Here is a 24943-nt window from a genome sequence, read left to right as displayed (position 1 = left end):
GGCAAAGCCATTCCGTTCAGCGATTGGTGCGAACCGGTGTGCCACGGCCAGCCGGGCCGGCAGAGCGACGCATCCCGGCGGCCAAGCGCGGATTATTGGCAAGGCGCGTCACCGTCTGCAGCGCATAGTGCAGCTGAAAATCCTCGATGCCCTGTGCCCGCACCTGTTCGGCGGTCTGGCTGAACCGCGGATCAGGGTTGGTATCTTCCTCTACCGCGCGATTGTCGATTGCCGTTTCATTGACCAGGTGGCGGCGCAGGTCCGCCTCCCGGAACACCGGACGGCTGCGATAATCGGGATCCGAAATCTGGGGAACACGAATGTCGGGTACTATGCCGCCTTCCTGCACCGACCGGCCCGACGGCGTGTAATAGCGCGCGGTAGTCAGGCGCAGCGCCGTGGTATCGCTCAGTGGCACGACCGTCTGCACCGATCCCTTGCCGAAACTGGTTTCACCCATGATCAGCGCCCGATGCTGGTCCTGCAAGGCACCGGCGACAATTTCGCTGGCCGATGCCGAACCGGCATCAATCAGCACAATCACCGGCAAGCCACCCGCCGCATCACCGGCATGGGCGGAATAGCGTTCGACATCGCCCGCGCGACGACCGCGCTGTGAGACGATTTCCCCGCGTTCGAGGAACAGGTCAGAGACGTTGACCGCTTCATCCAGCAGACCGCCAGGATTGGACCGCAAGTCGAGAATCCAGCCGGCCGGACGGCGGCCGAGCGATCGTTCGACCGATACCATGGCGCTGCGCAATTCCTCGGCGGCACGCGCGGAAAAGGTGCTCAGCGTCAGAACGCCGACATTGTCACGCACCTCCCAGGTTACAGGCCGGACCTGGATTTCCTCGCGCGTCAGGTTCAGTTGCATCGGCTCGTCACGACCGGGGCGCACCACCGTCAGGCGCACGTCGGTGCCTGGTCGGCCGCGCATTTTCTCCACCGCCTCGTCCAGTTCGAACCCCACGATCAGCACCCCGTCGATATGGGTGATGTAATCGCCTGCCTTGATACCCGCACGGTCACCCGGCGTCCCCGCCATTGGCGCGATAACCTTGACCGCGCCATCCTCCATCGTCACCGACAGGCCCAGCCCACCATATTCACCATCTGTCTGGGTGCGCAAATTGGCAAAGTCACGTACATCCAGATAGCCCGAGTGCGGGTCCAGGCTGGTCAACATGCCAGAAATCGCGCCATCGATCAGCGCATCGTCGCTCACCGGCTCAACATAATTGGCCTTCACCTGCTGGAACACGCCCATGAACCGGGCCAGCTCGTTGCGGGTCTGGCTTTCGACTGTCGCCATCGCCGATGTCGTCATCGGCACGGCAATCAGCAGGCCCATGGCGGCAATCGGCCGGGCGAGCCGGTACAGGGTTGGCCGGGCGGTGGTGGAACGACGTGCTGCAACCATGGCTCTATTGTCTCGCTTGGCGAACTGGCACCGGTTCAACCGGCGGCTGTCGAAGATATTAGGAGGATCGACCATCAATGCAAAGGCCGCTTAACCATGCTTTTATGAAGCAACGCTGACTGCCCCGCGGTGGGCAATCGGGCAACGCGTGGTCAGGATACCAGAGTGGCAATATCTACCGGTTGCCCTGACCGGCGCAATTCGACGGTGATTGTTGGCCGGTTGACCCCCGCACGACCAATCGGCGCGCCTTGTTCGACCCGTTCCCCGACCTGTCCCGACAGGGCGATCATGTTGGTGATCAGGCTGGTCCAGCCACCGCCATGATCGATGATGATAATCCGGCCATAGCTGCGGAATTCACCGGCATAGGCAATCCGCCCTGCGGCAGGCGCAACAACTTGCGCGCCGGGCGCGGTCCTTATGGTCAGCCCGCGGGAACGCGTGCCCTCCGCTGATACTTCGCCCAGCCCGCTGGCCACCGTGCCTAGCACTGGCAAGCGATAGGCCGGGTTGCCTGCCACCGCTGGCACGGCGCCGCCAGTCGTCCCACCATTGCGCACGGTGCCGGGCCGGGGCACGGGGCCTTGCAGCCGGACCAGCCGGTCGCGCACATCGCCGGCGTCCTCCAGCTGGCCCAGCAAATCGCCGATGTCGCGGGCCTCATCGCCCAATGCCAGCGCCCGGTCGCTTTCAAGGCCAGCGCTGCTTGCCAATGTTGTAGCCCTGATCCGCTGCTGCGCCTCGCTGCGGGCCAGCGCCGTGCGCCGTTCGGCCAGACGCGCCTGCACCGATGCCAGCGATTCCGCTGCCCGCTGCCGTGCCACCTTCAGCTGGCGTGACCGGGCAATCTCGTTGCGAAGTCCGGCGGTGCGCCTCCTGATTTCAGGCAGCATCGTGTCAATCAGGGCACGCATATGGACCAGATCGCGTGCGGCACCCGGCTGTGCGAACACAGTGACCGGGGGACGGCGGGTCAGCAATTGCAACGAGGCGACAAGTTCCGCCACCGGCCTTTGCTGGGCGGCCAGACGCGCCGACTGCCGCCGTTCCAGGGTGGCTAGGATCGCCACCTGTGACCGGACCGCCGCCAAATCCGCCTCAGCCGACTGGATGCGCAAACCCAGGGCGGCGAGCGCCAGCCGTTCGCGTTCAGCCTCACTCTTGGCCTGCTCGGCCTGCGCGCTCATGCGGGCCGCCCGCGCTTCCGCCTCGGCCGCCTGCCGCTGCGCCTCTGCCAGAGCGTTGCGCTCGGCAGTCACCTGATCGACCAAAACATCGGCCGGCCGGGTCAGCGCCGGCGCCGCCAGCAGGCCGCCCGCAATCGCCACCGGCAACAGCATCAGTCCAAGGCGCATGCGCATCCTCATCCTGCACGGTGATAGGGATGGCCGGAAAGAATGGAAGCCGCCCGCCACAATTGTTCGGCGAGCATGGCGCGCGCCATCATGTGCGGCCAGGTCATCCGGCCAAAGGCGATCAACAGGTCCGCCGAGGCTCGCTCGGCATCATCAAAACCATCCGCCGCGCCGATACCAAAGCGCAATTCGCGCACCCCATCATCCCGCCAGCCGCCGATCCGCGCGGCAAAGGCGGTGCTGTCCATGTCCTTGCCCTTTTCATCGAGCAATATGGTCCGCACATGCCCGTCCGCCGGCGGAAAGCCAGGGCCACCCTTGTCGGGCCATTCGGTGACGTCCACGTCCCATGGCACACGCTTAAGATAGCGTTGCACCAGCTCGGCCTCCGGGCTCTGGCCGATACGGCCGCGCACGAACAGGCGGATGCGCATGGCGGGTCAGGGCCGCGCGGAAATCAATGCGGAGTGGGCGCCGCGGCCGGAGCGTTCAGGCTCTCACCGCCCCACATCCGCTCAAGATTGTAAAAGCTGCGCACTTCCGGGCGGAACAGGTGGACAATCACATCGCCCGCGTCGATCAGCACCCAGTCAGCAGTCGGCAGCCCTTCGAGCCGGGGCAAGCCCAGCCCTTCCTGCTTGATGCGGGTGACGATCTTTTCCGCCATCGCCGCGACATGCCGCGACGAGCGGCCCGATGCGATCACCATATGGTCGGCAATGCTGCTGATACCGGCAAGCGGGATCGACACGACCTCTTGTGCCTGATCCTCATCAAGCTGGTGCATGACCAGCGCGTGCAATGCCTGACTTTCAGGGCTTGTGGCAGAAGCGGTGGCCGAAGCCGGGGTGGTCGAAGTCAAAGTCATTCCTCAAAGGACAGGATGGCGGGTAACCGAATCGCGCAGGCTGCGCGTCGGCACCTTTGAAAACCAGTCGGGGTCAGCCAGACGAAGCCGGGTGGCAGAACGTGGATCAGGCGGAAAGCGCAGGAACACGAGCGCCGGTGGGCTCCATTTCGTCCAGTGTCTTTTCTGGCCTGGCGGTCGGACGTGGGCCCGCAGCCAACCCATCGCGACAGCCGCGCGGGCACCCCCATCATAGCCCGGACGCGCGATAACCGCAATCGGCATCAGCCGGGCGATCTCCCGCCACTGCCGCCACTGGTGAAACTGCACCAGATTGTCCGCCCCCATCAGCCAGATGAACCGCCGGTTGGGGTAACAACGCACCAGCGCCTTCAGCGTATCGACCGTATAGCGCGTGCCCAGTTCGCGCTCGATCGCCGTCGCCCGTATCCGGCTCGCCCGCGCCATGCGCTGCGCCGACGCCAGCCGCGCCGGCAGTGGCGCCATTCCCGCCTTGGATTTCAGCGGATTGCCGGGGGATACCAGCCACCAAAGCTCGTCGAGCCCCAGCGCCGCCATGGCGAGCAGGCTGATTGAGCGGTGCCCGCCATGCGCCGGATTGAAACTGCCGCCGAGAAGCCCCGTGGTGATCATGGCACTTTCCAGTCACTGGCGGCGTGGTGGACCTGAACCACGGTGATGACAGGGCCATCGATGCGATAGATCAGCAGGATGGATGTCCGCCCGACACGCAATTTGCGCAAGCCCACCTCATCCAGCGGCGCGCCAATTCCCGGCGTATCGATCAACAGTTTTTCGAGCCGGCCAATCTGCACAATCGCATTGGCGATCAGGTCGGGCCGTTCGTCAACAAAGGGGTCAAGGATGGTCGCCAGTCCTTTACGGGCAACCTCCGACCAGATCAGCCGCCTCACGCCGCCTTGCTGCCCATGGGTTCTGCCCGCTCAAGCGCCTCGCCATAACGATCATGCAGCCACGCCATCACCTCTTCATGCGGCACCGTCCGCCCAGCAGCAATGTCGTCGAGCCCCTCCTGGATGAACGCCAGATAGGCCGCTTCTTCCTCGGCCATCTTCTTGACCGCCTGCGCCACCAGCCAAGACCGGCTCCGCCCCTGCGCCGCCCCCACCTTGTCCAGCAAGGCGGCGGTTTCAGGATCGATACGGGCGGTGATGACCACCGATTTATTCGACGGTTTGCGGGGTGCGGGCGAGCTCATGAACGCAATGTATCATTTGTATACATGTGATTCAATTGCCAGCCCTGTTGCGGATCACCCCCGCACCTGCCCGGTCCCGCGCACCAGCCATTTGTAGGTCGTCAGCCCTTCGAGCGCGACCGGCCCGCGCGCATGCATCCGCCCGGTCGAGATGCCGATTTCCGCGCCCAATCCGAACTCACCGCCGTCGGCAAACTGGGTGGAGGCGTTCCACATGACGATGGCGCTATCGACTTCGGCAAGGAAGCGTTCGGCCGCGTCCGCATCCTCGGTGATGATCGCGTCGGTGTGGTGGCTGGCGTGGGTGGCGATATGGTCGATGGCCCCGCCGACCCCGTCAACAATCTTCGCGGAGACAATGGCGTCGAGATATTCCGTGTCCCAGTCGGCATCATCGGCCGGCAGCACCCTTGCGTCGAGCCGCTGTACATGCGTGTCACCACGCACTTCGCATCCGGCATTTAGCAGCGCGGTGACGAGGGTCAGCGGCTCAGGGTAGGCGCGGTCGATCAGCACCGTCTCGGTCGCGCCGCACACGCCCGTGCGCCGCATCTTGGCGTTGACCACCAGCGCCTCGGCCTTGGCCGGGTCCGCTGCGCCGTCGACATAGCTGTGGTTGATCCCGTCGAGGTGGGCGAGCACCGGCACCCGCGCCTCCTCCTGCACCCGGGCGACAAGGCTCTTGCCGCCGCGCGGGATGATGATGTCAATCAGGCCCTGCGCACCCAGCATCGCGCCAACCGCGCCCCGGTCCTGTGTCGGCACCAGTTGCACCGCATCGGCGGGCAGCCCGGCGGAGAGCATGCCATCGGCCATCGCCGCATGGATCGCGCGGTTGCTGTGCACCGCCTCGCTGCCGCCGCGCAGGATCACGGCATTGCCCGCCATCAGGCCGAGCGCTGCCGCATCCGCCGTCACATTGGGGCGGCTTTCGTAGATGATGCCGACAACACCCAGCGGCACGCGCACCCGTTGCAGCGTCAGGCCGTTGGGCCGCCGTGTCTCATCAATCATCTGTCCGACCGGATCGGTGAGCCCAGCCACGGCCTCGACCGCATCGGCAATGCCCGCCAACCGCCCCTCGTCGAGCCGCAGCCGGTCGAGCATCGCGCCGGACAGTCCCCGCGCCGCGCCCGCCGCCATATCCTCGGCATTGGCGGCCAATATCTTCGCCGATCGCGCCCGCAGTTCGGCGGCAGCGGCCCTCAGCGCGGCAGCCTTGGCCGGCGTTGGCGTGGCGGCCAATGTCCGGGCGGCGGCGCGAGCGGCATGGCCCATTTCGGCGATCAGCTGGGTCGTATCCGTCATGATGATGCGCCGATACCACTGGTGCGGACAAAGGGCAAAGCCCGCCCCGATGCCCGCTTGCCCGCTTGCCCGCTGGCCGCGCGATGCTATCAAACGGGCATGAGTGGGGACATCGAAGCCATTGGGGATGTGTTGACCGGCGGCCTCGCCGCGCGCGCGGTCGAACCGGATAGGGGTGAGGCCGACAGCGGCGGCGGTGAACGCTGCCTCAACTGCGGCACCTTCCTCACCGGCCCCTTTTGCAACCGCTGCGGCCAGCGCGGCCATGTCCACCGCACGGCGATGGGTTTCGTCCATGACGTCCTCCACGGTGTCCTCCATTTCGAGGGGAAGCTGTGGCACACGCTGCCGCTACTGTTCTGGCGGCCCGGTGAGCTGACCCGCCGCTACATCAATGGCGAGCGCGCCCGTTTCTTCTCGCCGCTTGCGCTGTTCCTGTTCGCGGTGTTTCTGACCTTTGCGATTTTCAGCGCAATGGGCAGCGGGTTAGGCAACCCCAACGAAGCAGCTATAGACGGGGGCACCCTCACCGTCACCCAGCGACAGAGCGCCGTGTACGAAGTCACCAAGAATATGGCGGCTGAGATTGCTTCCAGCGAACGGCACCTCGCCGAGGCCCGCTCCGCCGGTCAGCCAACCGATGAGCTGGAGCGCGAGCTTGCTGCGAAAAAACGCGTTGCCGAGGGGATGACGCAAACCTTCGGATTTGGCGTCAATGCCAAAGGGGAGGCGCAACGGCCAGAGAACGTCTCCTTTGCCGATATCAGGACCGGCGCTCCTTTCATCGACCAGATGATCGATCAGGCCAATGCCGATCCGGCGCTGATGCTCTACAAGCTGCAAAGCAACGCCTATAAATATGCCTGGGCGCTGATCCCGCTGTCCGCTCCCTTCCTGTGGCTGCTCTATCCGTTCAGCCGCCGCTTCGGCATGTATGATCATCTGGTGTTCGTCACCTTTTCGCTCAGCTTCATGCTGCTCCTGCTGGTGTTCAGCCGCGTGCTGGGCGCAATGGGCGTGGGGGCACCGTTCATCCCCTTCCTGCTGCTGCTCTATCCGCCGTTCCACATGTACCGGCAGTTGCGCGGCACCTATCGCAGCTCGCGTATCGGCGCATTGGTGCGCGCGACCATTCTTGTCACCGTTGCCGGCATCAATCTCATCCTCTTCATGGCAGGATTGCTGGCACTGGGGGCATTGGGCTAAGACATTGAACGGACACAGACCCCGACTATAGGGGCGCGTCATCACACAGGGAGAGAGACGATGAGCAACCCCAACCGGGGGCAGTCATGGCGCCCCGATCGCCGTCTGCTGCTGCAATTCTCAACGCTCGGCCTTGGCGCGCTCGCTGTCCCCGGAGCGGCCCAATCGCTCCGCCAAGCGCGCGGTTTCACCCATGGTGTCGCCAGTGGCGAGCCAACGTCCTCATCCATCCTGCTGTGGACACGCTATATCGGCAGCGGCCCGGAAAGCCGCCTGATCGCCGAACTGTCCGAAACGCAGGACTTCACCCGCCCCGTCGCCGGCGGCAACATCACCGCCAGCGAGGCGCGCGATCATACCGCGAAGCTGACGGTCACCGGCCTGGCGCCCGGCCGCTGGTACTATTACCGCTTCATTGCGCCGGACGGCAGCAGCAGCGCCATCGGCCGCACCCGCACCCTGCCAGAGGGCGATGTCGCGCAATTCAACCTTGGCGTCTTTTCCTGCTCCAACCTCGGCTTCGGCTTCTTCAATGCCTATGCCCATGCCGCGATGGCGGGCGACATTGATCTTGCCATCCACCTTGGCGACTATCTCTACGAATATGCGATGGGCACCTATCCGCTGCGCGAACGCCATGTGGCCGGGCGCGGGTTCCTGCCCGAAACCGAGATTATCCAGCTCGCCGACTATCGCCTGCGCTATGCCAGCTACCGCGCCGACCCCGCGCTGCAACGCATCCATCAATGCCTGCCGATGCTCGCCCAGCCCGACGACCATGAATTTGCCAATGACGCCTGGTCAGGCGGTGCCGAAAACCACAGTCCCGACAGCGAGGGCGACTGGCAGACGCGCAAAGCCGCTGCGCTTCAGGCATGGCACGAATGGATGCCGGTCAGCGACACGCCTTACCGCAGCTACGAAATCGGCACCCTCGCTACCATCGCCATGCCCGAAACCCGCGTCACCGGGCGGATGCAGCAGCTTGAAATGCACCCCGAGCTGCTCAGCGAGGCGGAACGGGGCGCCGCCCTTGCCCGCTTCCGGGACACGGTGTGGAATGCTGCGGACCGGACATTGTTGGGCATGGTACAGGAAGCCTGGCTGGCCCGCACCCTCGCCCATTCCGCCCGCAACGGCACCCGCTGGCAGGTGCTGGCGCAACAGGTGATCATGGGCAGTATCTATCAGCCACAGGATACCGCCAGTTGGTTCCCCGCCAACGCCCCCGCCTATGTCCTGCGCCGGGTGGAAGCAGGCGCCGCCGCTGCCGCCGCTGGCTTGCCCTTCAACCTCGACGCGTGGGACGGCTATCCCGCAGCCCGCGCCCGCCTGCTCTCTGCGGCGCAATCCGCCGGGGCCAATCTCGTCACCCTTTCGGGCGACAGCCACAATGGCTGGGCGTTCGACCTCGCCCATGATGGACGCCCGGCCGGTGTCGAATTCGCCGGGCAAAGCGTGACCTCGGGCGGCTTTGAATCCTACACCCCGGTCTCGCCAGACCGGGTGGCGAACGCGCTGCGGCATGCGAACCCAAGCCTCAAATGGGTCGATACATCACGTCGCGGCTATATGAAGGTCAGCCTGACGCCCGATCGCGCCTCCTCGACCTTCAGATTGTGGGACAGTGTGCGCACCGCCGATGCCGCAATGGCCGGTGAAGTCACGCAAAGCGTCGATCACGGCCGCAACCAGCTCAACGGCTGAATCCACGCCCGACCGGGCATAGACGCCCGGCCTGTCACACAGTCGTCACACCGGTGACGCGCATCTGTCACCAAAGTGGCACGGCCCTGTCATGCCCGCCCCATAGACGCTGCCCCGGCGGCGAATCGGGGGTGCATTTTCCTGCTCCGGATTCGGCGCGATCCATTCGTCCCGGTTCCCAGAACCCATGTCCGGAGCAAGACATCCCATGGCACACTTCGCCCTTATATCATCCAGCCGGGGACGCGCCGCCCTGCTCGCCGGTGTCGCCGCGCTGACGCTGACCGCCTGCGGTGCCGACGACATTGCCTCGCCGGGCGAAGGCACCATCGTTCTGCCGGCACCGGCTCCGGCCCCAGCCCCGGCTCCGACACCCACGCCAACGCCGACCACCGTCACCCCGACGGCCGCATGCCCCACCATCGCCGGCCCCGATCAGCTCACCAACCTCGGCACGATCAGCGGCCCGCAGGGCGAATGGCGCAATTGCGGCTTCCCGGCGCGATTCACCGCCACCACCGCCATCCCCAAGGTCGCCGGGGTCATCTACTCGCTGCCCGGCCGGGTCGATGTCGGCACCGATCAGGGCGCGTCCAGCACCAACACTGTCGTCACGCTGACCATTGATCCGGGTGTTACCGTGTTCGGCGCAACCGGCGTTTCCTATCTTGTCGTCAATCGCGGCAACCGGATCGACGCCGTCGGCACGCCGACCCAGCCGATCGTCTTTACCGGTCGCGGCAATGTCGTTGGCTCGGCCGACGACCAAACGTCCCAGCTGTGGGGCGGTGTCGTCCTGCTCGGCCGAGCGCCGATCACCGACTGCCTCGCGCCCGGGGCTGCTCCCGGCACTGTCGCGTGCGAACGCGACACAGAAGGCACGTCGAACGCGCTCTACGGCGGTGCACAGCCAGCCGACAATTCGGGCCGCATGAGCTATGTCCAGATCCGCTATTCGGGCTTCATCCTTTCAGCCAACTCCGAACTGCAAGGCCTGACTCCCTCAGGCGTCGGCAGCGGCACCCAGATCGACAATATCCAGATCCACAACAGCTCGGACGACGGCATCGAAGTGTTCGGTGGCCGGGTCAACATGAAGCGGCTGGTCATCACCGGTGCGGAGGATGACAATCTCGACACCGATGTCGGTTACAAGGGCAATATCCAGTATGTCATCGCCGTTCAGCGCGCTGGCGGTGCCGTCGGTGACTCGATCATCGAAGCCGACTCGAACGGTAATGAGGAAGCGGTCCCGCGTCAGGCCGTCAACCTGTCCAACTTCACCTTCATCCAGCGTTCGACCTCTGGTGCCAACGCCACCGCCATGCTGATCCGTGGCGGCGCCGATTACAACATGTCGAACGGTATTGTCATCGCTCCGGGGCTCAGCTGCCTTCGCCTCAACAGCGCCACAACAACCCGTGCGACCGTTGACGCTGCTCTGGATGAACTGGGTGCGCCCAAATTCAACTCGGTCCAGATGCAGTGCGGCAGCTCGCCCTTCACCGGATCGGGCGGCGTGACCAACGCCGATGTGCAGACGCTGTTCACCGCCGGCACCAACAACAGTTTCGGCTACACGCCGTCGCTGGTCAGCCTGTTCATCAACGGCGCAACCGAAACCGGCATCACCCCGTTCAACGCCCGTTCCCTGAACGCCTTCTTTGACACCACCAGCTATATCGGTGCGGTCAGGGACGCCAACGATACCTGGTACACCGGTTGGACCTGCAACTCGTCGACGGCCAACTTCGGCTCGGCCAGCCGCGCTTGCACGCTGATCCCGACCTGATCCGCCACTGACCCGTATCAGGCGGAGGGTCGGTCCGGCCCTCCGCCCCTTTGCATATCTGTTCCAGTCCAAAGGGGGACTATCCCATGAAGCCGCAATCCCTGCTGCACCTGCTCCTGCTGTCAACCGCGCTGGTGGCGCCCGCCGCCCATGCCCAGACAGGGCCGACGGAATCACCCGTCGAATCCTTGGACGGTGACGCAGCGCCGGAATCCAGCGAAGGCGGCCAAGAAGCGGACGTCTCGGTGCCGGGCTTTGACGGCGCGGACATTATCGTGCGCGGTCGCTTCACCCCCAATCCACTGCGCGCCACACCTGAAGTTGTCTCGGTCCTGTCGACCGCAGACATCGCCCGTACCGGTGAAGGCGACATTGCCGGCGCACTCGGCCGGGTAACCGGCCTGTCGGTCGCCCGTGGCGGCTATGTCTATGTCCGCGGTTTGGGTGACCGCTATTCGCTGGCCCTGCTCAACGGTTCGCCGCTGCCCAGCCCCGAACCGCTGAAGCGCGTCGTGCCGCTCGACATTTTCCCGACCAACATTATCGCCTCGACGCTGGTCCAGAAAAGCTACTCGGTGAATTTCCCAGCCGAATTCGGCGGTGGCGTGGTCAATCTCACTACCCGTGCCATCCCCGACGAAAGCTTCCTGTCAATCGGCGGCAGCCTGGGTGGTGACAGCGAAACCACCGGGCAGCTCGGCTATGTCTATTATGGCAGCCCGACCGACTGGACCGGCTTTGACGATGGCACGCGCGATGTCCCCGCAGGCCTTGCCGCCGCTTTCGCCAGCGGCAAGCCGATCATCGAAGGCGCTGATTTCAGCCGGACCGATCTCCAGACCCTGGCCATGAGCCTAGTCAACAGCCGCACCTCGCTGCTGCAGACCAATAACAACATGCCGGTCAACTGGTCGGGAACGCTGACGGGCGGCACTTCGTTCGACATCGGCGACAGCCGCTTTGGCATCATCGCCACCGCCGGAATCTCGAACAAGTGGCGCACCCGCGACACACTTCAGCAAACCTCGCTGGAACTCGACCTGTCGGGCGACCCGCAGACCGATTATCGCCGGGTCATCACTGACAATCGCGTTGTCGTGAACGGCCTGCTCGGATTGGGCGCGGAATTTGGCGAGCATCGTCTGCGCTGGACCAATCTCTACATTCGCGACACGCTCAAACAAGCTCGTCTCGCCACCGGCACCGACCAGAACCAGGTTGATCGCGACATCATGGTGCAGGACACTGCCTGGTATGAGCGCCAGCTGATCGACAGCCAGATTGTCGGTGAGTTTGAATTCGGCCCGTTCAGCCTCGATCTGCGCGGCAGCTATGCCAAATCGCAGCGTGAGGCGCCCTATGAACGGACCTTCACCTATGTCCGCACCAACCTGCCGTTGGCACAGGACCCGACCGGTGACCGCTTTGTCAACGACCTCGGCGGCAACAAGGGCGGGGCGACCATCGCCTTTTCCGACCTCAATGAAACCCTGTGGTCAGGCGGAATTGACCTTTCTTATGAACTGGCGCCCCAGACCACGCTCAGCGTCGGCTATGGCTACAGCGATACCCAGCGCATCGCCATCCGTCGTGCCTTCCAGTATCGCGCCGCCAACCTGCCGGTCGCCGTCCAGCAATTGCGTCCCGACTATCTCTTGTCGGATGCCACCATCCAGCAGTTCGGCATCACCCTCCTCGAAACCTCGGCGCAGGACGGCACCGCAGCCTTTGACGCTGCCCTGACCACCCATGCCGGCTATGCGCAAATCCAGGCGCCGGTCGTCGAAAGCCTCAACGTCAATCTGGGCGTCCGCTACGAAGACGCGACCCAGACAGTCGTGCCCATCGACCTGTTCGGCAGCGGCGGCAGCGCCATCGCCGCGACCAACCTCGCCAACGACTATTGGCTGCCTGCCGTCACCCTGACCTGGGAAATGGCAGAGGACATGCAATTGCGGGTCAATGCCTCGCGCACCATCGCCCGGCCCCAATTCCGCGAACTGGTCGCGCAAGTCTATCAGGACCCGGAATCGAACCGCCTCTATCGCGGCAACCCTTCGTTGACCGACAGCCGGCTGTGGAATGCAGAGGCGCGCTACGAATATTATTTCGCCCGCGAACAGCGCATCACCGCCGCCGCCTTCTGGAAGCGGATCGATAATCCGATCGAGGCCTACACCTCGCAGGACAGCAACACCGTCAACACCAGCTATGCCAACGCGCCCACCGCCAGCCTCTATGGTGTCGAGTTCGAACTGCAGAAATATTTTCCGCTCGATACATGGGGTGGGGATTTCTGGGCCAATCGCCGGGCCGTGCTCATCGCCAACTACACCTATACCCAATCAGACATCAGCGTTGCAGCCAATGACACCACGGTAATCAACGGCCAGACGCTGGATGCTTCGGATTTCTTCTTTGACGGCTCCCCGCTCACCGGCCAGTCGGACCATCTGGTCAACCTGCAATTTGGCCTTGAGGACACCGAAACCAATTCGCAGCAGACGATCCTGATCACCTATTCGAGTCCCCGCGTCACCAGTCGCGGTCCCTCGGGTCAGCCGGACATCCAGGAACATCCCGGCATCCAGATCGACTTTGTCGCACGTCAGGGCTTCACCCTGTTCGGCCGCGAACTCGACGTAAAGCTGGAGGCCCGCAACCTGACCGGCCGCCGCTATGAGGAATATCAACAGTCCGGCGCCAACCGCATCTGGTTCAACCGTTACCGGCTCGGGACAAGCGTCTCCCTTGGTGCCACGCTCAAATTCTGAACTTCCCGGCCCCTCCCCCAGGGAATCCTGCCCCTTCCGTCACGCCGGTGCCGGAAGGGGCTTGTTTTGGTGCCAATCGCCGGGACCTGTCATATTTCCGTATTGTGAGTGTCACCATATAGTCACGCGACTGTCATAGCGGCGACTCGCATGACGTATCCGCGCTCTCAAGGGGAATGAACGGCGGCCATGGTGATGACCATCAACCAGCGCCTGCGCCAGCGGCTCGGTTCGCTGCGGGCCAGCCCCGGCGGCTGGCTTATCGCGGCCCTGTCGCTGGTGCTGATTATCCAATGCGCGCGTCTGGTCTTTGTCTTGATTACCCCCGCGACACCTGTCGGCGCATGGCAACCCCGCCAGCCCGTCGACATGCCCGCCGATGCCAAGGCGGACCTGTTCGCCCGCGTCGACCCCTTTTACCGCAGCGTTGCACCAACCGAAGCGGGAAGCACCACCGTCACCTCGCTGCAACTGCAACTGTTCGGCGTCCGCATTGACGGCGGGGGCGGATCGGCGATCATTGCCGGCGGTGATGGGATTCAGAAAAGCATCGGTGTCGGCGAGGACATCCAGCCCGGCGTTCGCCTGAGGTCCGTGCATTTCGACCATGTCGCCATCGACAATGGCGGCAAGATCGAGCTGCTCTACCTCGACCAGGGCCAAGCCACAGCCTCTGCCCCCGCCAGCGCCGACAGTCCCGCAGGCACACCCACCACCGCCATCCCCGCGCCCCAAGCCGGGGCCCCGCTCAGCGCCGCTGCCCTGCGGTCCGGTCTCGCGCTCAGCCCGCGCACCATCGGCAACCGCGTCACCGGGATCAGCGTCGCGCAACAGGGTGATGGCACCACCTTTGCCGCCGCCGGTTTACGTGCCGGAGATGTGATCCGCGCGGTCAATGGTCGCCCGATCACCTCTGCGGCAGATATCTCCGCCATCTCCGCCCAGCTTGCCCCCGGCGCCCGCCTCAGCCTTGATGTCGAACGCGGCGCGGGCACCGTGCCCATCGCCATCACCATCCCGAACGGAAACCCATGACCGGCCACGCCTTCCTTCGCCACGCCCTGTTCGGCAGTGCCATTGTCCTCATGGCGGCCCAACCGGTCCTTGCCCAGCATGTCCTCAACGTCCGCGATGCCGACATCCGCGCCTTCATTGCCGATGCAGCACGCGTCACCGGCCGCACCTTCGTCGTCGATGGCCGGGTGCAGGGGCGCGTCACCGTTGTCACCGAACGCCCGCTCAACCGCGCCGAATATTTCGAGATTTTCCTTTCCACCCTGCGCGCCAATGGCATGATCGCCATACCCCTGCCCAACGGCAGCTATCGCATCCAGCCGGTCGATGGCGCCGCTGCCCAGCCGAGCCGCCTCGGCACCGCCGGCGCCGCCGCCAACCAGCTGGTGACCGAAGTCGTCCGCCTGCGTCATATCGACGCGACACAAGCGATCGAAACGCTGCGCCCGCTGGTCAGCGCGCAAGGGTCGGTCACCGCCAACCGCAACGCCAACAGCCTGGTGGTCGTCGATTTTGCCGACAATGTCCGCCGCATCCGCGCCCTCGTCGCCTCGATTGACCGCGACGCCAGCGCCACGCGCCTCGTTCACCTGCGCAATGCCGGCGCGCGGGAAATCGCCGCCTCGCTGCAGCAACTTGGCGCGGGACAGGCCGGCGCCAATGGTGCTCCGGCTACCGGCGCGGTCACTGTCGCCGCCTTTGACAGTTCGAACAGCATCGCGATCCGTGGCGACGCTGCCGCCGTCGAACGCTTTGCCGCCCTCGCCAACGAGCTTGACCAGCGTTCCGCCTCCTCGGCTGAAGTGCGCGTCTATTGGCTCAACCATGCCGATGCTGCCCGTCTGTTGCCGACGCTCCAGCAACTGGTCGGCGGCGGCAGCGACCCGGTGCCTCCGCCCGCAGCACCATCATCGGCAGGTGAAGGCAATGGCAACGCCGCCCCGGCCCCGGCCCCCTCGGCTCCGGCCACCACAACCGCCGGCGGTCGCGGCAGCATCGTCCAGCGAGGGCCAGCCATCGTCACCCGCTACGAAGGCGCCAATGCCATCATTGTCGCTGCCAATGCCGATGTGCAGCGGCAGTTGGGCGAGTTGATTCGCCAGCTCGACATCCGCCGCCGCCAGGTTCTGGTGGAGGCCATCGTCGTCGAAATCGGCAATGACGCCGCCCGCCAGCTTGGCGTGCAATTCCTTCTTGGCGGCCAGAACACACCCTTCGTCGCGACCAACTACAGCAACGCCAACCCCAATATCCTCAGCATCGGGGCTGCCGTCGCCGGCTATGAACTCTCCCGCGACACGACGACAATCAACGGCAATGTCGTTACCACCACCTCGACCAACCCGTTCGGGAGCGCCGTCTCCGAAGCAGCGGCGCAAAGCCTGCTCACCGCGACCGGCGGCTTTGCCGGCTTCGCCGGGGATGTCGGCCGCAACACGGTGTTCGGCGCGATCATCAACGCGGTCCAGTCGGACACTGCCTCAAACCTGCTCGCCACGCCGCACATCGTCACCCTCGACAACAGCCCGGCGAGCTTCCTCGTCGGTCAGGAAGTGCCGGTGACCACCGGCGAGCGCCTGTCCAACAATTTCGACAATGCCTTCCGCACCGTCCAGCGTGAGGAAGTCGGCATCAAGCTGGAGGTCACGCCCCAGATCAACGCCTCCGGCGAGGTCACCCTCTACATTTCTCAGGAAGTGTCCAGTGTCGCCGGGCCCGTCTCCAGCCGTTCGAGTGACCTCGTCCTCAACAAGCGGCGGTTTGACACGGTAATGACAGCCGACAATGGCCAGATTGTCGCCATCGGCGGCCTGCTCAATGATGATGAGCGCCGCACGCTTGAGCGGGTTCCCCTGCTCTCGGACATTCCGCTGCTCGGTGAACTGTTCCGCTCCCGCTCGCGCAGCCACGCCCGCACCAATCTGATGGTCTTCATCCGCCCGACCATTCTTGAAAATGCTGCCGACAATGCGGCGATGACCGCGCGCCGCTACAATTTCATCCGCGCCGAGCAATTGGCGCGTGATCCGGAAGCGGAACCGGAGATCGACCTGCTCGTTCGCGACTATCTGGGCACCACCCCGCCCGCCGTCCAACCGCGCGCCGACGATGTCACGGTCAGCGGCGGTCCGCTCACCGAATGGCGCGCGCCCGATGCGCCAATGGCCAGCACAGCCGTTCCACCGAGCGACCTCGCACCACCCCCACCTCAGCCCTCATCCGAACCGCAGGGCCAGTGACGGGCACAGTGACCATGGTCGTCGAACCCATCCCTTATGCCTTTGCCTTGAAACAGGGCGTGCTGCTGGCCGGGGAACGCGACGGTGCACCTGTCGTCGCCCTGCGAGAGGGCAGCGACCCACGCGTGCTGATTGAGGTCCGCCGCCACCTCACCCACGCCTTTGCCGTCGATCTGGTCAGCGCCAGCCGCTTCGACGAATTGCTGGCCGATCATTATGCGATGGACAGCCGCGCCGCCATGGCCGGAGCCATTGCCGCAGGGGAAGGCAGCCTTGATCTGCTCGCCACCGACCTGCCAACCGCCGAGGATCTGCTCGACAGCGCGGATGATGCCCCCGCCATCCGCCTGATCAACGGCATCATCGCCGACGCCGCGCGTCAGGGCGTCAGCGACATTCACATCGAACCCTATGAAAGCGGCCTTGTCGTCCGCATGCGGATAGACGGCCTGCTGCGCGAAGTGCTGCGGATGCCGGCCCATGTCGCACCCGTCGTTGTCAGCCGTATCAAGGTCATGGCCCGGCTCGACATTGCCGAACGCCGCGTGCCGCAGGACGGCCGCATCGGCCTGACGCTGGGCGGCAAGAGCCTCGATGTCCGTGTCTCCACCCTGCCCAGCCGCGCAGGGGAGCGCGTGGTGCTGCGCCTGCTCGACAAGGATACGGCGGGCATCGACTTTGACCGGCTCGGCCTGTCGGGCGAGGCAGAACGCATCCTCACCACCGCGCTCGCCGAACCCAATGGCATCATCCTCGTCACCGGCCCGACCGGATCGGGCAAGACAACCACCCTCTATGCCGCCCTGAAACGGCTCAACGACGGCAGCCGCAACATCCTCACCGTCGAGGACCCGGTCGAATATGCGGTCGACGGCATCGGCCAGACACAGGTCAATCCAAAGGTCGGCCTGACCTTTGCCGCCGGTCTGCGCGCCATCCTGCGGCAGGACCCCGATGTTGTCATGGTCGGCGAAATACGCGACCGGGAGACGGCCGACATCGCCGTGCAGGCCTCGCTCACCGGCCACCTCGTCCTGTCGACCGTCCACACCAATGACGCGGTCGGCGCGATCACCCGGCTGCGCGACATGAAGGTCGAGCCCTTCCTGATCGCCTCCTCGCTGCGCGCCGTCGTTGCCCAGCGCCTCGTCCGCCGCCTCTGTCCCGATTGCCGCCGTGCCGTGCCCGCCGACGCCAGCATCGCCGGCATGGTCGGCATCGCCCCCGGCACCGCCATCTTCACCGCCACTGGCTGCCCCGCCTGCTCCAACAGCGGCTATCGCGGCCGCATCGGCGTCTATGAGGCGGTGCAGGTTGATGAGACCATCCGTCGCCTGATCAACGAGAGCGCCGACGAAAGCGCCATCGCCGCCCACGCCTTTCTATCCGGCCCGACGCTGACCAGCGCCGCCCGCGCGCTTGTGCAGCAGGGCGAAACGACGGTCGAGGAAGCCATCCGCATTTCGCGCCGCGAAGAGGGCGAGGCGGGATGAGCCATGGCTGATTTCCGCTATCTCGCCATTGACCCCGCTGGAAAGGAAAAACGCGGCCACATCAGCGCCGAGGATCGCGCCGCTGCCGAGGCCAAGCTGGTCCAGCGCCGCCTGTTCGTCGTCGAATGCACCCCCGGCACAGCTCCGATCAAGGGCCAGTCCCTCCTCACCCTGACCCGCAACCGCATCAGCCAGCGTGAGCTGACACTGTTCACCCGCCAACTCGCCACCCTGACCGAGGTCACTCCGCTTGAGGAAGCCCTGCGCACCGCCTCGCGCCAGTCCGAGACGGCACATGTCCGCACCATCATCGGCAATGTCCATGCAGGCATTGTCGAAGGACGCCGCCTCGCCGACGCCATGGCGCGAGAACCCAAAAGCTTCCCCGCCCTCTACCGCGCCATGGTCAGCGCCGGTGAAAGCTCGGGCTCGCTGCCGACCATCCTCACCCGCCTCTCCGCCCTGCTCGAACGGCAGGCCGAAGTGCGGGGAAAGCTGATCTCCGCGCTCGCCTATCCCGTCGTTCTTGCGCTCGTCGCCCTGTCGGTCATCGCCGCGCTGATGATCTGGGTGGTGCCAAAGGTGGTCGAACAGTTTGACACGGTCGGCCAGCAACTCCCGCTGCTCACCCGCATCGTCATCGCCCTCTCGTCCTTTGCCGCCAATTGGTGGTGGGCAGTATTGATTGCTCTCGGCCTTGTCGCTGCCGGCGGCTGGGCCTTGCTCCGGAAACCTGGCCCGCGTCGCGCCTTTGACGGCTGGCTGTTGCGCCTGCCCCTGCTCGGGCGGCTGCTGCGGGATCTGCACGCCGCCCGCTTTGCCCGCACGCTCTCGACGATGGTGGCCAGCCGCCTGCCGCTGATCGAGGGACTGCGCCTGACCATCCCGACCATCCGCAACAGCGTCCTCGCCGCTGCCACCGCCGACATTGTCGAACAGGTGCGCGGCGGTGGCAGCCTTTCGGCCGCCATGCGCAGCGCGAATGTCTTCCCGCCGCTGCTCGTCTATCTTGCCGCCAGTGGCGAGAGCGCGGGACAGCTCGACACGATGCTCGAACGCGCCGCCGACTATCTTGAACGCGAATTCGACCGCTTCACCTCGACCGCGATGGCGCTTCTCGAACCGCTGATCATCGTCATCATGGGCGTCATCGTCGCGCTCATCATCCTCTCGATCCTGCTTCCCATCCTGCAACTCCAGCAAATGACCGGACCCTGATCCATGCTGCCTTCCCTCATCCGCCTCCTCACCCGCCGACCGCTGCCAAAGCGGCCCCGCGATGAACAGGGCTTCACCCTCACCGAACTGATGGTCGTGCTGTTCATCCTCGGCCTGCTCACCACCATCGTGCTGATCAATGTCCTGCCCAGTCAGGACAAGGCGATGGTGACCAAGGCCAAGGCGGACATCGCCACGCTCGAACAGGCGATGGAGATGTACCGGCTCGACAATCTCAGCTACCCGACCGCTGCCGACGGCATCGCCGCGCTGCGCACTCCGCCGGCCAGCCTCACCGATCCCACTCGTTACCGGTCAGGCGGCTATGTCCGCGACCTCCCCGATGACCCATGGGGTCGTCCCTATCAGCTTGAGGTCCCGGGCCGGAATGGTGCCCCGTTCAGCATCTATTCGCTGGGTGCCGACGGCGCGCCGGGTGGCAGCGATGACAAGGCCGACATTTACGGTGGCTCGAACTGATCGCCTTCCCCTGACCCGCGAAGCCGGCTTCACGCTGGTCGAGCTGATGGTTGTGCTGGCGCTGGTTGGTCTTGCCGCGACCGCCGTGATCCTGTCGATGCCCCCGTCAGGCGGCGGAGCGATGGGGCAGGCGACGCGCTTTGCCGCCCGGATCGCGGCGCTGCGCGACACGGCGGTCATTGATGCTCGCCCGCATGGCCTGTGGGTCACCGCTTCGGGCTATGGCTTTGAACGGCGCAGCGGTGGCCAATGGCAACCGCTAGAGGATGGCCGTCTTGCCCGGGATGACTGGGCCAGCGGCACGGCGGTCAGCATCAATGGCGCCAGTCAGGGCCGCCTCGCCTTTGACCGGGTCGGCTTGCCCAGTGCGCCCTTGCGCATTGATTTCACCAGTGGCGGCACCAGCGCGAGCGTCATCGTCAGTGCCAGCGGGGAGGTCAGTGTGCGATGACCAACCACCATGCCACGGACCAGTCGGGTTTCACCCTGCTCGAAATGCTCGTCGCGCTCGCCATATTGTCGATCGCCGCGCTTGCCCTGGTCCGGCTTGATGCCTTCACCGTACGCTCGACCACCGATCTCGACACGCGCTTGATCGCGCGCATCGTCGCCGCCAACGCCGCCGCCGACGCCCTCACCGATCCGGCTCCGCCAACCATCGGCCAGTCCCGCTCCAGTATCACCAATGGCGGCATTGTTTGGACAATAAATCAACAGGTTACGGCCACAGCAGACCCTTCGGTCCTGCGCATCGAGATCCGCGTCACCGCCCCCGACGGCACCCCCGCCCGCCTCACCACCGTCCGGGTAACCGGCTGATGCCCACCCCCCGGAAAGTGGCTCTAACTCGCCCTCTACAACAGGGCTTCACGCTCGTCGAAATGCTCGTCGCGCTCGCCATTTTCGCGCTGCTCTCAACTGCCGGCGTCCTCCTCCTGCGCGCCAGCATCGACACCCAGTCGGTCATCAGCACGCGCCTCGATGACAGCGGCGGCCTCAACCGGCTGCGCGCCCTGCTCGGACGCGAACTCGCCACTGCCCAGCCCCGCCCCAGCCGTGACGAGCAGGGCCAGTTGCGCCCCGCCCTCGCCGGTACCGCCACCAGCCTTGCCTTCGTCCAAGCCAGCGCGGGCGATGACAGCGGCCCCGCCCTCGCCCGCGTCAGCTACACCCTCGACACAAACACCCTCGTCCGTCGCACCAGCGCCGCCCTCGACGGCGCCGGCGAAGGCGAAACGGCCGTGCTGCTGCGCAACGTCACCAGCCTCGCCCTGCGCTATCGCGGGCCTGATGGCGGCTGGTCAGACAGTTGGGCCGCGGGTGACGCCGCGCGCCTGCCGCTGGCGGTCGAACTGACCGTCCAGCGCAGCAATGCCGCACCGCTCACCATGCGCTTCCTCGTCGCGCCCGATGGCCTCGCTCCAGAGGGGATTGCGGGAGGGCAGACATGAGCCACACCGCGCCTCACCGCGAGCAAGGCGCCGCCCTGCTCACCGTCCTGCTACTGGTCGCGGTCATGGCCGTCATCTCGGCCACCGCGATCGAGCGCCTCACCCTCGCCACCCGCCTCGCTGCAAGTGCCAGCGCTATCGAACAGGCGCGCCACTATCATCTCGCTGCCGAAGCCCTCGCACTCAGGCGCATTGATCAACTCGTCAAGGGCAAGTCACAGGTCACACTCGAGGGAGACTGGCTCGGCAAGCCCTTCATCCTGCCTCTCCCAGGCGGTGGCAGTGCCGAACTGACGCTGACTGATGGCGGCAACTGCTTCAACCTCAACAGCCTTGTCGCCGATTCCACTGTCGGCGGCAGTGCCCAGCGCGCGCTTGCCCTTGAACAGTTCATCGCCCTGATGCAGGCCGTCTCGATAGATCGCGCCCAGGCGGACCGCATTGCCGCCAGCGCAGCCGACTGGATCGACGCCGATCAGAACGCCGTTGCTCTCGGCGCCGAAGACGCCGCCTATGCTGTCAGCGCCACGCCTTATCGCACGGCAGACCGTGCGATGAGCGACGCGGCTGAACTGCGTGCCGTTGCTGGCGTGACCAAACAAAACTGGTCACGCCTGCGTCCGTGGGTCTGCGCATTGCCAACCAGCGAGCTGTCGCCGGTCAACGTCAACACGCTGTTGCCGGAACAGGCACCGCTGCTGATGATGCTGATGCCCACACGGCTGACCCCGGCTCAGGCGCGCGCTCATCTCGCCAGCCGACCGACCGGCGGCTATGGCAGCCTCAATCGTTTCTGGGCAGGCCCTGCTCTCGCCGGGCAACAACCGGGCGGTGAAGCAGCCGCCCAGGTCAAACTCGTTACCCGCTGGTTCCGCCTGCAAACACGGGTCAGAATCGGCAACAACATGACCGTCAGTGAAAGCCTGATCGACGCGGGCGCCCCTGAGACCCCGCCCAAAGTCATCCGGCGCCTTGAAGGAATCGATCAATGAAGTGGGAGTGCCCGTGAGCGCACAAGATGTCTTGATCGTTACCTTGCCACCGGCAGCAAGCCTTGCCGCGCCGGGTGAACCTGTGCACCACCGCAGCCATTGGTGGCATATGCTTGATGGCCAGGTGATTGCGTCAGGCAACACGCTTGATGACCTGCATGCTGCGACTGGGGATTCAACGAATGGCCAGACCATGCTGGTCGCACTTGCGCCCGTTGCTGATGTCACCCTCCAAGGCGCCAATTTTCCTGGTCTCACCGCACGACAGGCAGACGCCACCGCGCGTCTCCTTGCCGCGGAAAAGAGCATAACTCCGGCAGTCGATCTGCACATAGCCACAAGCCACACCACATCCTTTTCCGCAAACAGCCACCTCATCGCCATCACCAGCCACAGCCTCATGTCGCGATGGCGGGACTGGCTCGCAAGCTACGGTCTTGTTGCAGACCATGTGGTTCCCGCCGCCCTTCTGCTGCCATCACCACCGGTGGACCGACCCGGCTCGTTCGTTCGTGCGACGCTCGGTGATCAGCCAATTCTGCGGTCAGATAACACAGCATTCGTTGCGGATCCTGCGCTTGTCAGCCAACTCGTGGAAGATAGCGCGCGGATCATTGATACCCCCGCTGACACCATTGAACGGGCCATGCAGGACTTGTCCGAGGCCATTCCTCTGGATCTGCTTTGCGGCAAATGGGCCAAGGCCCCGCCCGCCTTGATCGATGCTTTCACATTAAGCCGGGCTATTCTGTTGTTTGGCCTCATCCTGCTCGCCAGCATTGCCATCCCCCTCGCGATGCTGGGGCGGCTAAAATGGGATACCGCTGCTCTGGATCGCCGCGCCACCGCTCAAGCCGCGAATGTCCTGACCGAACCCCTTCCGCTGGCTCAGGCCATCCCGCAACTTGATGAACGACTGGCGAACCTCGGTGGCGGCACCGCGCGCTTCTCGGCCACCTATGCTGCTTTGGTCGCCGCAATGGAACCAGCGCCCACCGTCGCACTCACCAATCTGGCCTGGAGCCCGGACGGGACATTGTCAGCAACATTGGCCGCACCCCGAACAGAGGATATCAACACCGTGCTTCTCGCGCTTCAGGCCGCCGGATACACAATCACTGCCACCCCGCGCAGTGGCACCGATGGACGCACCATGGGGGATATAACGATCAGGAGCGTTCGATGACGGTCCGATTGCGCCAATGGTGGGGCGGGCTTTCATTGCGCGAACGCTGGCTGGTAGGCATTGCCCTGGCTTTGTCCGCGGCTGTGGTCGGCTGGATTGCCGTTTACGCACCGCTCACATCCGCCCTGGTTGCCGCACGTGAAACGCATGCCATTGCACTTGAACGACATGCCGTCATTGCAGCCCGGGTTAAAGAAATCAGGAAACTGCAAGCTGCCGGACCGCGCGCCGCTCCCATCAACAGCTCCGCCAATGCCATCTCCGTGACACTCGTGCTCGCTCAGGGTGCTGCCGAGCAGGGCTTGACGTTGTCCCGCAACGAGCCCGCCGGTGACGCCGCGGCGACCATCGCCATCGCCAGTGCCCAGTCATCGTCGCTGGTCACATGGTTGACCCGACTGGAAAGCATGGGCCTTACAGTCACCGACCTGTCCCTGCGGCCTAATGCCGACGGCACCGTGGCGATGACAGCCAGCATCCGGCGGGCACAATGAGCAGACTCCACCTATGGACCCTCACGGCAATGATCCTGGCGTTCATCATGTGCCTGCCGCTGCGTTTGGCAGTCAGTCTCATCGGGCTGGAAGATGCAGGGTTGACGGCCCGAATGGCCAGCGGCACGATTTGGTCAGGCCGCCTCGAACAGTCACGGCTCGGCCCTTTCCACCTCGGAACAGTCGACACCGGCCTTTCTGCTTTGCCCCTGCTGCTTGGCCGGGCCCACTTTGTTGTCGAGAGAGCAGGGAATGGTGGCACCGGGCCATTGGCGGGCAGCCTGGAACTGTCGTCCGGGCGGCGCGCGATTGACCAACTCAGCGGTACCATCGGCATCACTGGCACAGCATTGGGAGGCCTCCCGGTCGAATCAGTGCAGCTTGATAAATTTTCCGTGCTTTTCCGGGATGGCCACTGCCGCCTTGCCAGTGGCAAGGTGCAATTGATGCTTGCGGGGCGCATTGCCGGCCTCGATCTGCGCAATGGCCTGTCGGGCAGTGCCCGTTGCCAAGGCCGGTCGTTGGTCATTCCGCTCGCTGGCCAGTCAGGGATGGAGAGACTTACGCTGACGATTGATGGCACTGGTCGCTATGAAGCCCGCTTCGGTATCGCCGCCAGCGACCCCATGACAGCGACAGCCTTATCCGCTGCTGGTTTCAGCAGCACGGCGGAAGGCTGGCATCGTGTCTTCCGGGGGCGGTTCTGACAGCCTTTGCTCC

The 24943-nt window shown here is 65.0% G+C and carries 24 protein-coding genes; 16 read left to right on the top strand and 8 right to left on the bottom strand.

Annotated features, from left to right (window positions below; all coding sequences use genetic code 11):
• Positions 1 to 16: 16 nt before the first annotated feature.
• From GV829_RS07155 to GV829_RS07120, 8 genes are all read right to left on the bottom strand, one after another.
• The gene (locus tag GV829_RS07155; RefSeq protein ID WP_246203109.1) at positions 17 to 1354 is read right to left on the bottom strand and encodes a S41 family peptidase; all 1338 of its coding nucleotides are present in this window, start codon (positions 1352 to 1354) and stop codon (positions 17 to 19) included.
• A gap of 221 nt (positions 1355 to 1575) precedes the next feature.
• Positions 1576 to 2787: a murein hydrolase activator EnvC family protein gene (locus GV829_RS07150; RefSeq protein ID WP_246202750.1), complete on the bottom strand. Its 1212-nt coding sequence runs from the start codon at positions 2785 to 2787 to the stop codon at positions 1576 to 1578.
• A gap of 2 nt (positions 2788 to 2789) precedes the next feature.
• On the bottom strand, positions 2790 to 3215 hold the full coding sequence (locus tag GV829_RS07145) for a 23S rRNA (pseudouridine(1915)-N(3))-methyltransferase RlmH (protein ID WP_169945320.1): 426 nt from the start codon (positions 3213 to 3215) through the stop codon (positions 2790 to 2792).
• A 23-nt stretch (positions 3216 to 3238) separates the two neighbouring features.
• Entirely contained in the window at positions 3239 to 3649 is a 411-nt protein-coding gene (rsfS, locus tag GV829_RS07140) for a ribosome silencing factor (RefSeq protein ID WP_169945318.1), read from the bottom strand.
• A gap of 3 nt (positions 3650 to 3652) precedes the next feature.
• A complete protein-coding gene (locus tag GV829_RS07135; RefSeq protein ID WP_169945316.1) occupies positions 3653 to 4282 on the bottom strand; it encodes a nicotinate-nucleotide adenylyltransferase in 630 nt (209 codons plus the stop codon).
• Positions 4279 to 4563, bottom strand: coding sequence for a type II toxin-antitoxin system RelE/ParE family toxin (locus tag GV829_RS07130; protein WP_169945314.1), 285 nt, complete (start codon positions 4561 to 4563; stop codon positions 4279 to 4281). Before GV829_RS07130 ends, GV829_RS07135 begins: the two co-directional genes overlap by 4 nt.
• Positions 4560 to 4868: a CopG family ribbon-helix-helix protein gene (locus tag GV829_RS07125; RefSeq protein ID WP_169945312.1), complete on the bottom strand. Its 309-nt coding sequence runs from the start codon at positions 4866 to 4868 to the stop codon at positions 4560 to 4562. Before GV829_RS07125 ends, GV829_RS07130 begins: the two co-directional genes overlap by 4 nt.
• A 54-nt stretch (positions 4869 to 4922) precedes the next feature.
• On the bottom strand, positions 4923 to 6176 hold the full coding sequence (locus GV829_RS07120; protein WP_169945310.1) for a glutamate-5-semialdehyde dehydrogenase: 1254 nt from the start codon (positions 6174 to 6176) through the stop codon (positions 4923 to 4925).
• A gap of 99 nt (positions 6177 to 6275) precedes the next feature.
• On the opposite strand from GV829_RS07120, the gene GV829_RS07115 reads away from it, so the two are divergent.
• The 16 genes from GV829_RS07115 (at position 6276) to gspN (ending at position 24930) form a co-directional block, all read left to right on the top strand.
• Complete coding sequence (locus GV829_RS07115; RefSeq protein WP_169945308.1) at positions 6276 to 7382, top strand: DUF3667 domain-containing protein; 1107 nt, start codon at positions 6276 to 6278, stop codon at positions 7380 to 7382.
• A gap of 60 nt (positions 7383 to 7442) precedes the next feature.
• The gene (locus GV829_RS07110; RefSeq protein WP_169945306.1) at positions 7443 to 9089 is read left to right on the top strand and encodes an alkaline phosphatase D family protein; all 1647 of its coding nucleotides are present in this window, start codon (positions 7443 to 7445) and stop codon (positions 9087 to 9089) included.
• Positions 9090 to 9297: 208 nt separating this feature from the next.
• Positions 9298 to 10881 carry a hypothetical protein gene (locus GV829_RS07105; RefSeq protein WP_169945304.1) on the top strand — a complete coding sequence of 528 codons (1584 nt, stop codon included), beginning with the start codon at positions 9298 to 9300 and terminating at the stop codon, positions 10879 to 10881.
• Between the two features lie 86 nt (positions 10882 to 10967).
• Positions 10968 to 13655, top strand: coding sequence for a TonB-dependent receptor domain-containing protein (locus GV829_RS07100; RefSeq protein ID WP_169945302.1), 2688 nt, complete (start codon positions 10968 to 10970; stop codon positions 13653 to 13655).
• Between the two features lie 189 nt (positions 13656 to 13844).
• Entirely contained in the window at positions 13845 to 14690 is an 846-nt protein-coding gene (locus GV829_RS07095; RefSeq protein WP_169945300.1) for a type II secretion system protein N, read from the top strand.
• Complete coding sequence (gspD, locus tag GV829_RS07090; RefSeq protein WP_169945298.1) at positions 14687 to 16909, top strand: type II secretion system secretin GspD; 2223 nt, start codon at positions 14687 to 14689, stop codon at positions 16907 to 16909. Before GV829_RS07095 ends, gspD begins: the two co-directional genes overlap by 4 nt.
• A 14-nt stretch (positions 16910 to 16923) precedes the next feature.
• Positions 16924 to 18402, top strand: a complete 1479-nt coding sequence (gspE, locus tag GV829_RS07085; RefSeq protein WP_169948056.1) for a type II secretion system ATPase GspE — start codon at positions 16924 to 16926, stop codon at positions 18400 to 18402.
• Positions 18403 to 18405: 3 nt separating this feature from the next.
• A complete protein-coding gene (gene gspF / locus GV829_RS07080; RefSeq protein ID WP_169945296.1) occupies positions 18406 to 19620 on the top strand; it encodes a type II secretion system inner membrane protein GspF in 1215 nt (404 codons plus the stop codon).
• A 3-nt stretch (positions 19621 to 19623) separates the two neighbouring features.
• The gene (gene gspG / locus GV829_RS07075) at positions 19624 to 20100 is read left to right on the top strand and encodes a type II secretion system major pseudopilin GspG (RefSeq protein WP_169945294.1); all 477 of its coding nucleotides are present in this window, start codon (positions 19624 to 19626) and stop codon (positions 20098 to 20100) included.
• Entirely contained in the window at positions 20066 to 20551 is a 486-nt protein-coding gene (locus GV829_RS07070; RefSeq protein ID WP_169945292.1) for a GspH/FimT family pseudopilin, read from the top strand. The genes gspG and GV829_RS07070 overlap by 35 nt, the downstream gene beginning before the upstream one ends.
• On the top strand, positions 20548 to 20919 hold the full coding sequence (gene gspI / locus GV829_RS07065; protein ID WP_169945290.1) for a type II secretion system minor pseudopilin GspI: 372 nt from the start codon (positions 20548 to 20550) through the stop codon (positions 20917 to 20919). Before GV829_RS07070 ends, gspI begins: the two co-directional genes overlap by 4 nt.
• A gap of 17 nt (positions 20920 to 20936) precedes the next feature.
• Positions 20937 to 21551, top strand: a complete 615-nt coding sequence (gspJ, locus tag GV829_RS07060; RefSeq protein WP_169945288.1) for a type II secretion system minor pseudopilin GspJ — start codon at positions 20937 to 20939, stop codon at positions 21549 to 21551.
• Positions 21548 to 22543: a type II secretion system minor pseudopilin GspK gene (gspK, locus tag GV829_RS07055; RefSeq protein ID WP_169945286.1), complete on the top strand. Its 996-nt coding sequence runs from the start codon at positions 21548 to 21550 to the stop codon at positions 22541 to 22543. Before gspJ ends, gspK begins: the two co-directional genes overlap by 4 nt.
• A gap of 13 nt (positions 22544 to 22556) precedes the next feature.
• Positions 22557 to 23729, top strand: a complete 1173-nt coding sequence (gspL, locus tag GV829_RS07050; RefSeq protein WP_169945284.1) for a type II secretion system protein GspL — start codon at positions 22557 to 22559, stop codon at positions 23727 to 23729.
• On the top strand, positions 23726 to 24223 hold the full coding sequence (gspM, locus tag GV829_RS07045) for a type II secretion system protein GspM (protein WP_169945282.1): 498 nt from the start codon (positions 23726 to 23728) through the stop codon (positions 24221 to 24223). The genes gspL and gspM overlap by 4 nt, the downstream gene beginning before the upstream one ends.
• Positions 24220 to 24930 carry a type II secretion system protein N gene (gene gspN, locus GV829_RS07040; protein ID WP_169945280.1) on the top strand — a complete coding sequence of 237 codons (711 nt, stop codon included), beginning with the start codon at positions 24220 to 24222 and terminating at the stop codon, positions 24928 to 24930. Before gspM ends, gspN begins: the two co-directional genes overlap by 4 nt.
• The last annotated feature ends 13 nt before the right edge of the window (positions 24931 to 24943 follow it).

The sequence above is a fragment of the Sphingomonas lacunae genome, from assembly GCF_012979535.1.
GTDB lineage: Bacteria > Pseudomonadota > Alphaproteobacteria > Sphingomonadales > Sphingomonadaceae > Sphingopyxis > Sphingopyxis lacunae.
The sequence above is the reverse complement of the archived record's forward strand: the minus strand, read 5'-3'. Positions and strand labels throughout refer to the sequence as shown.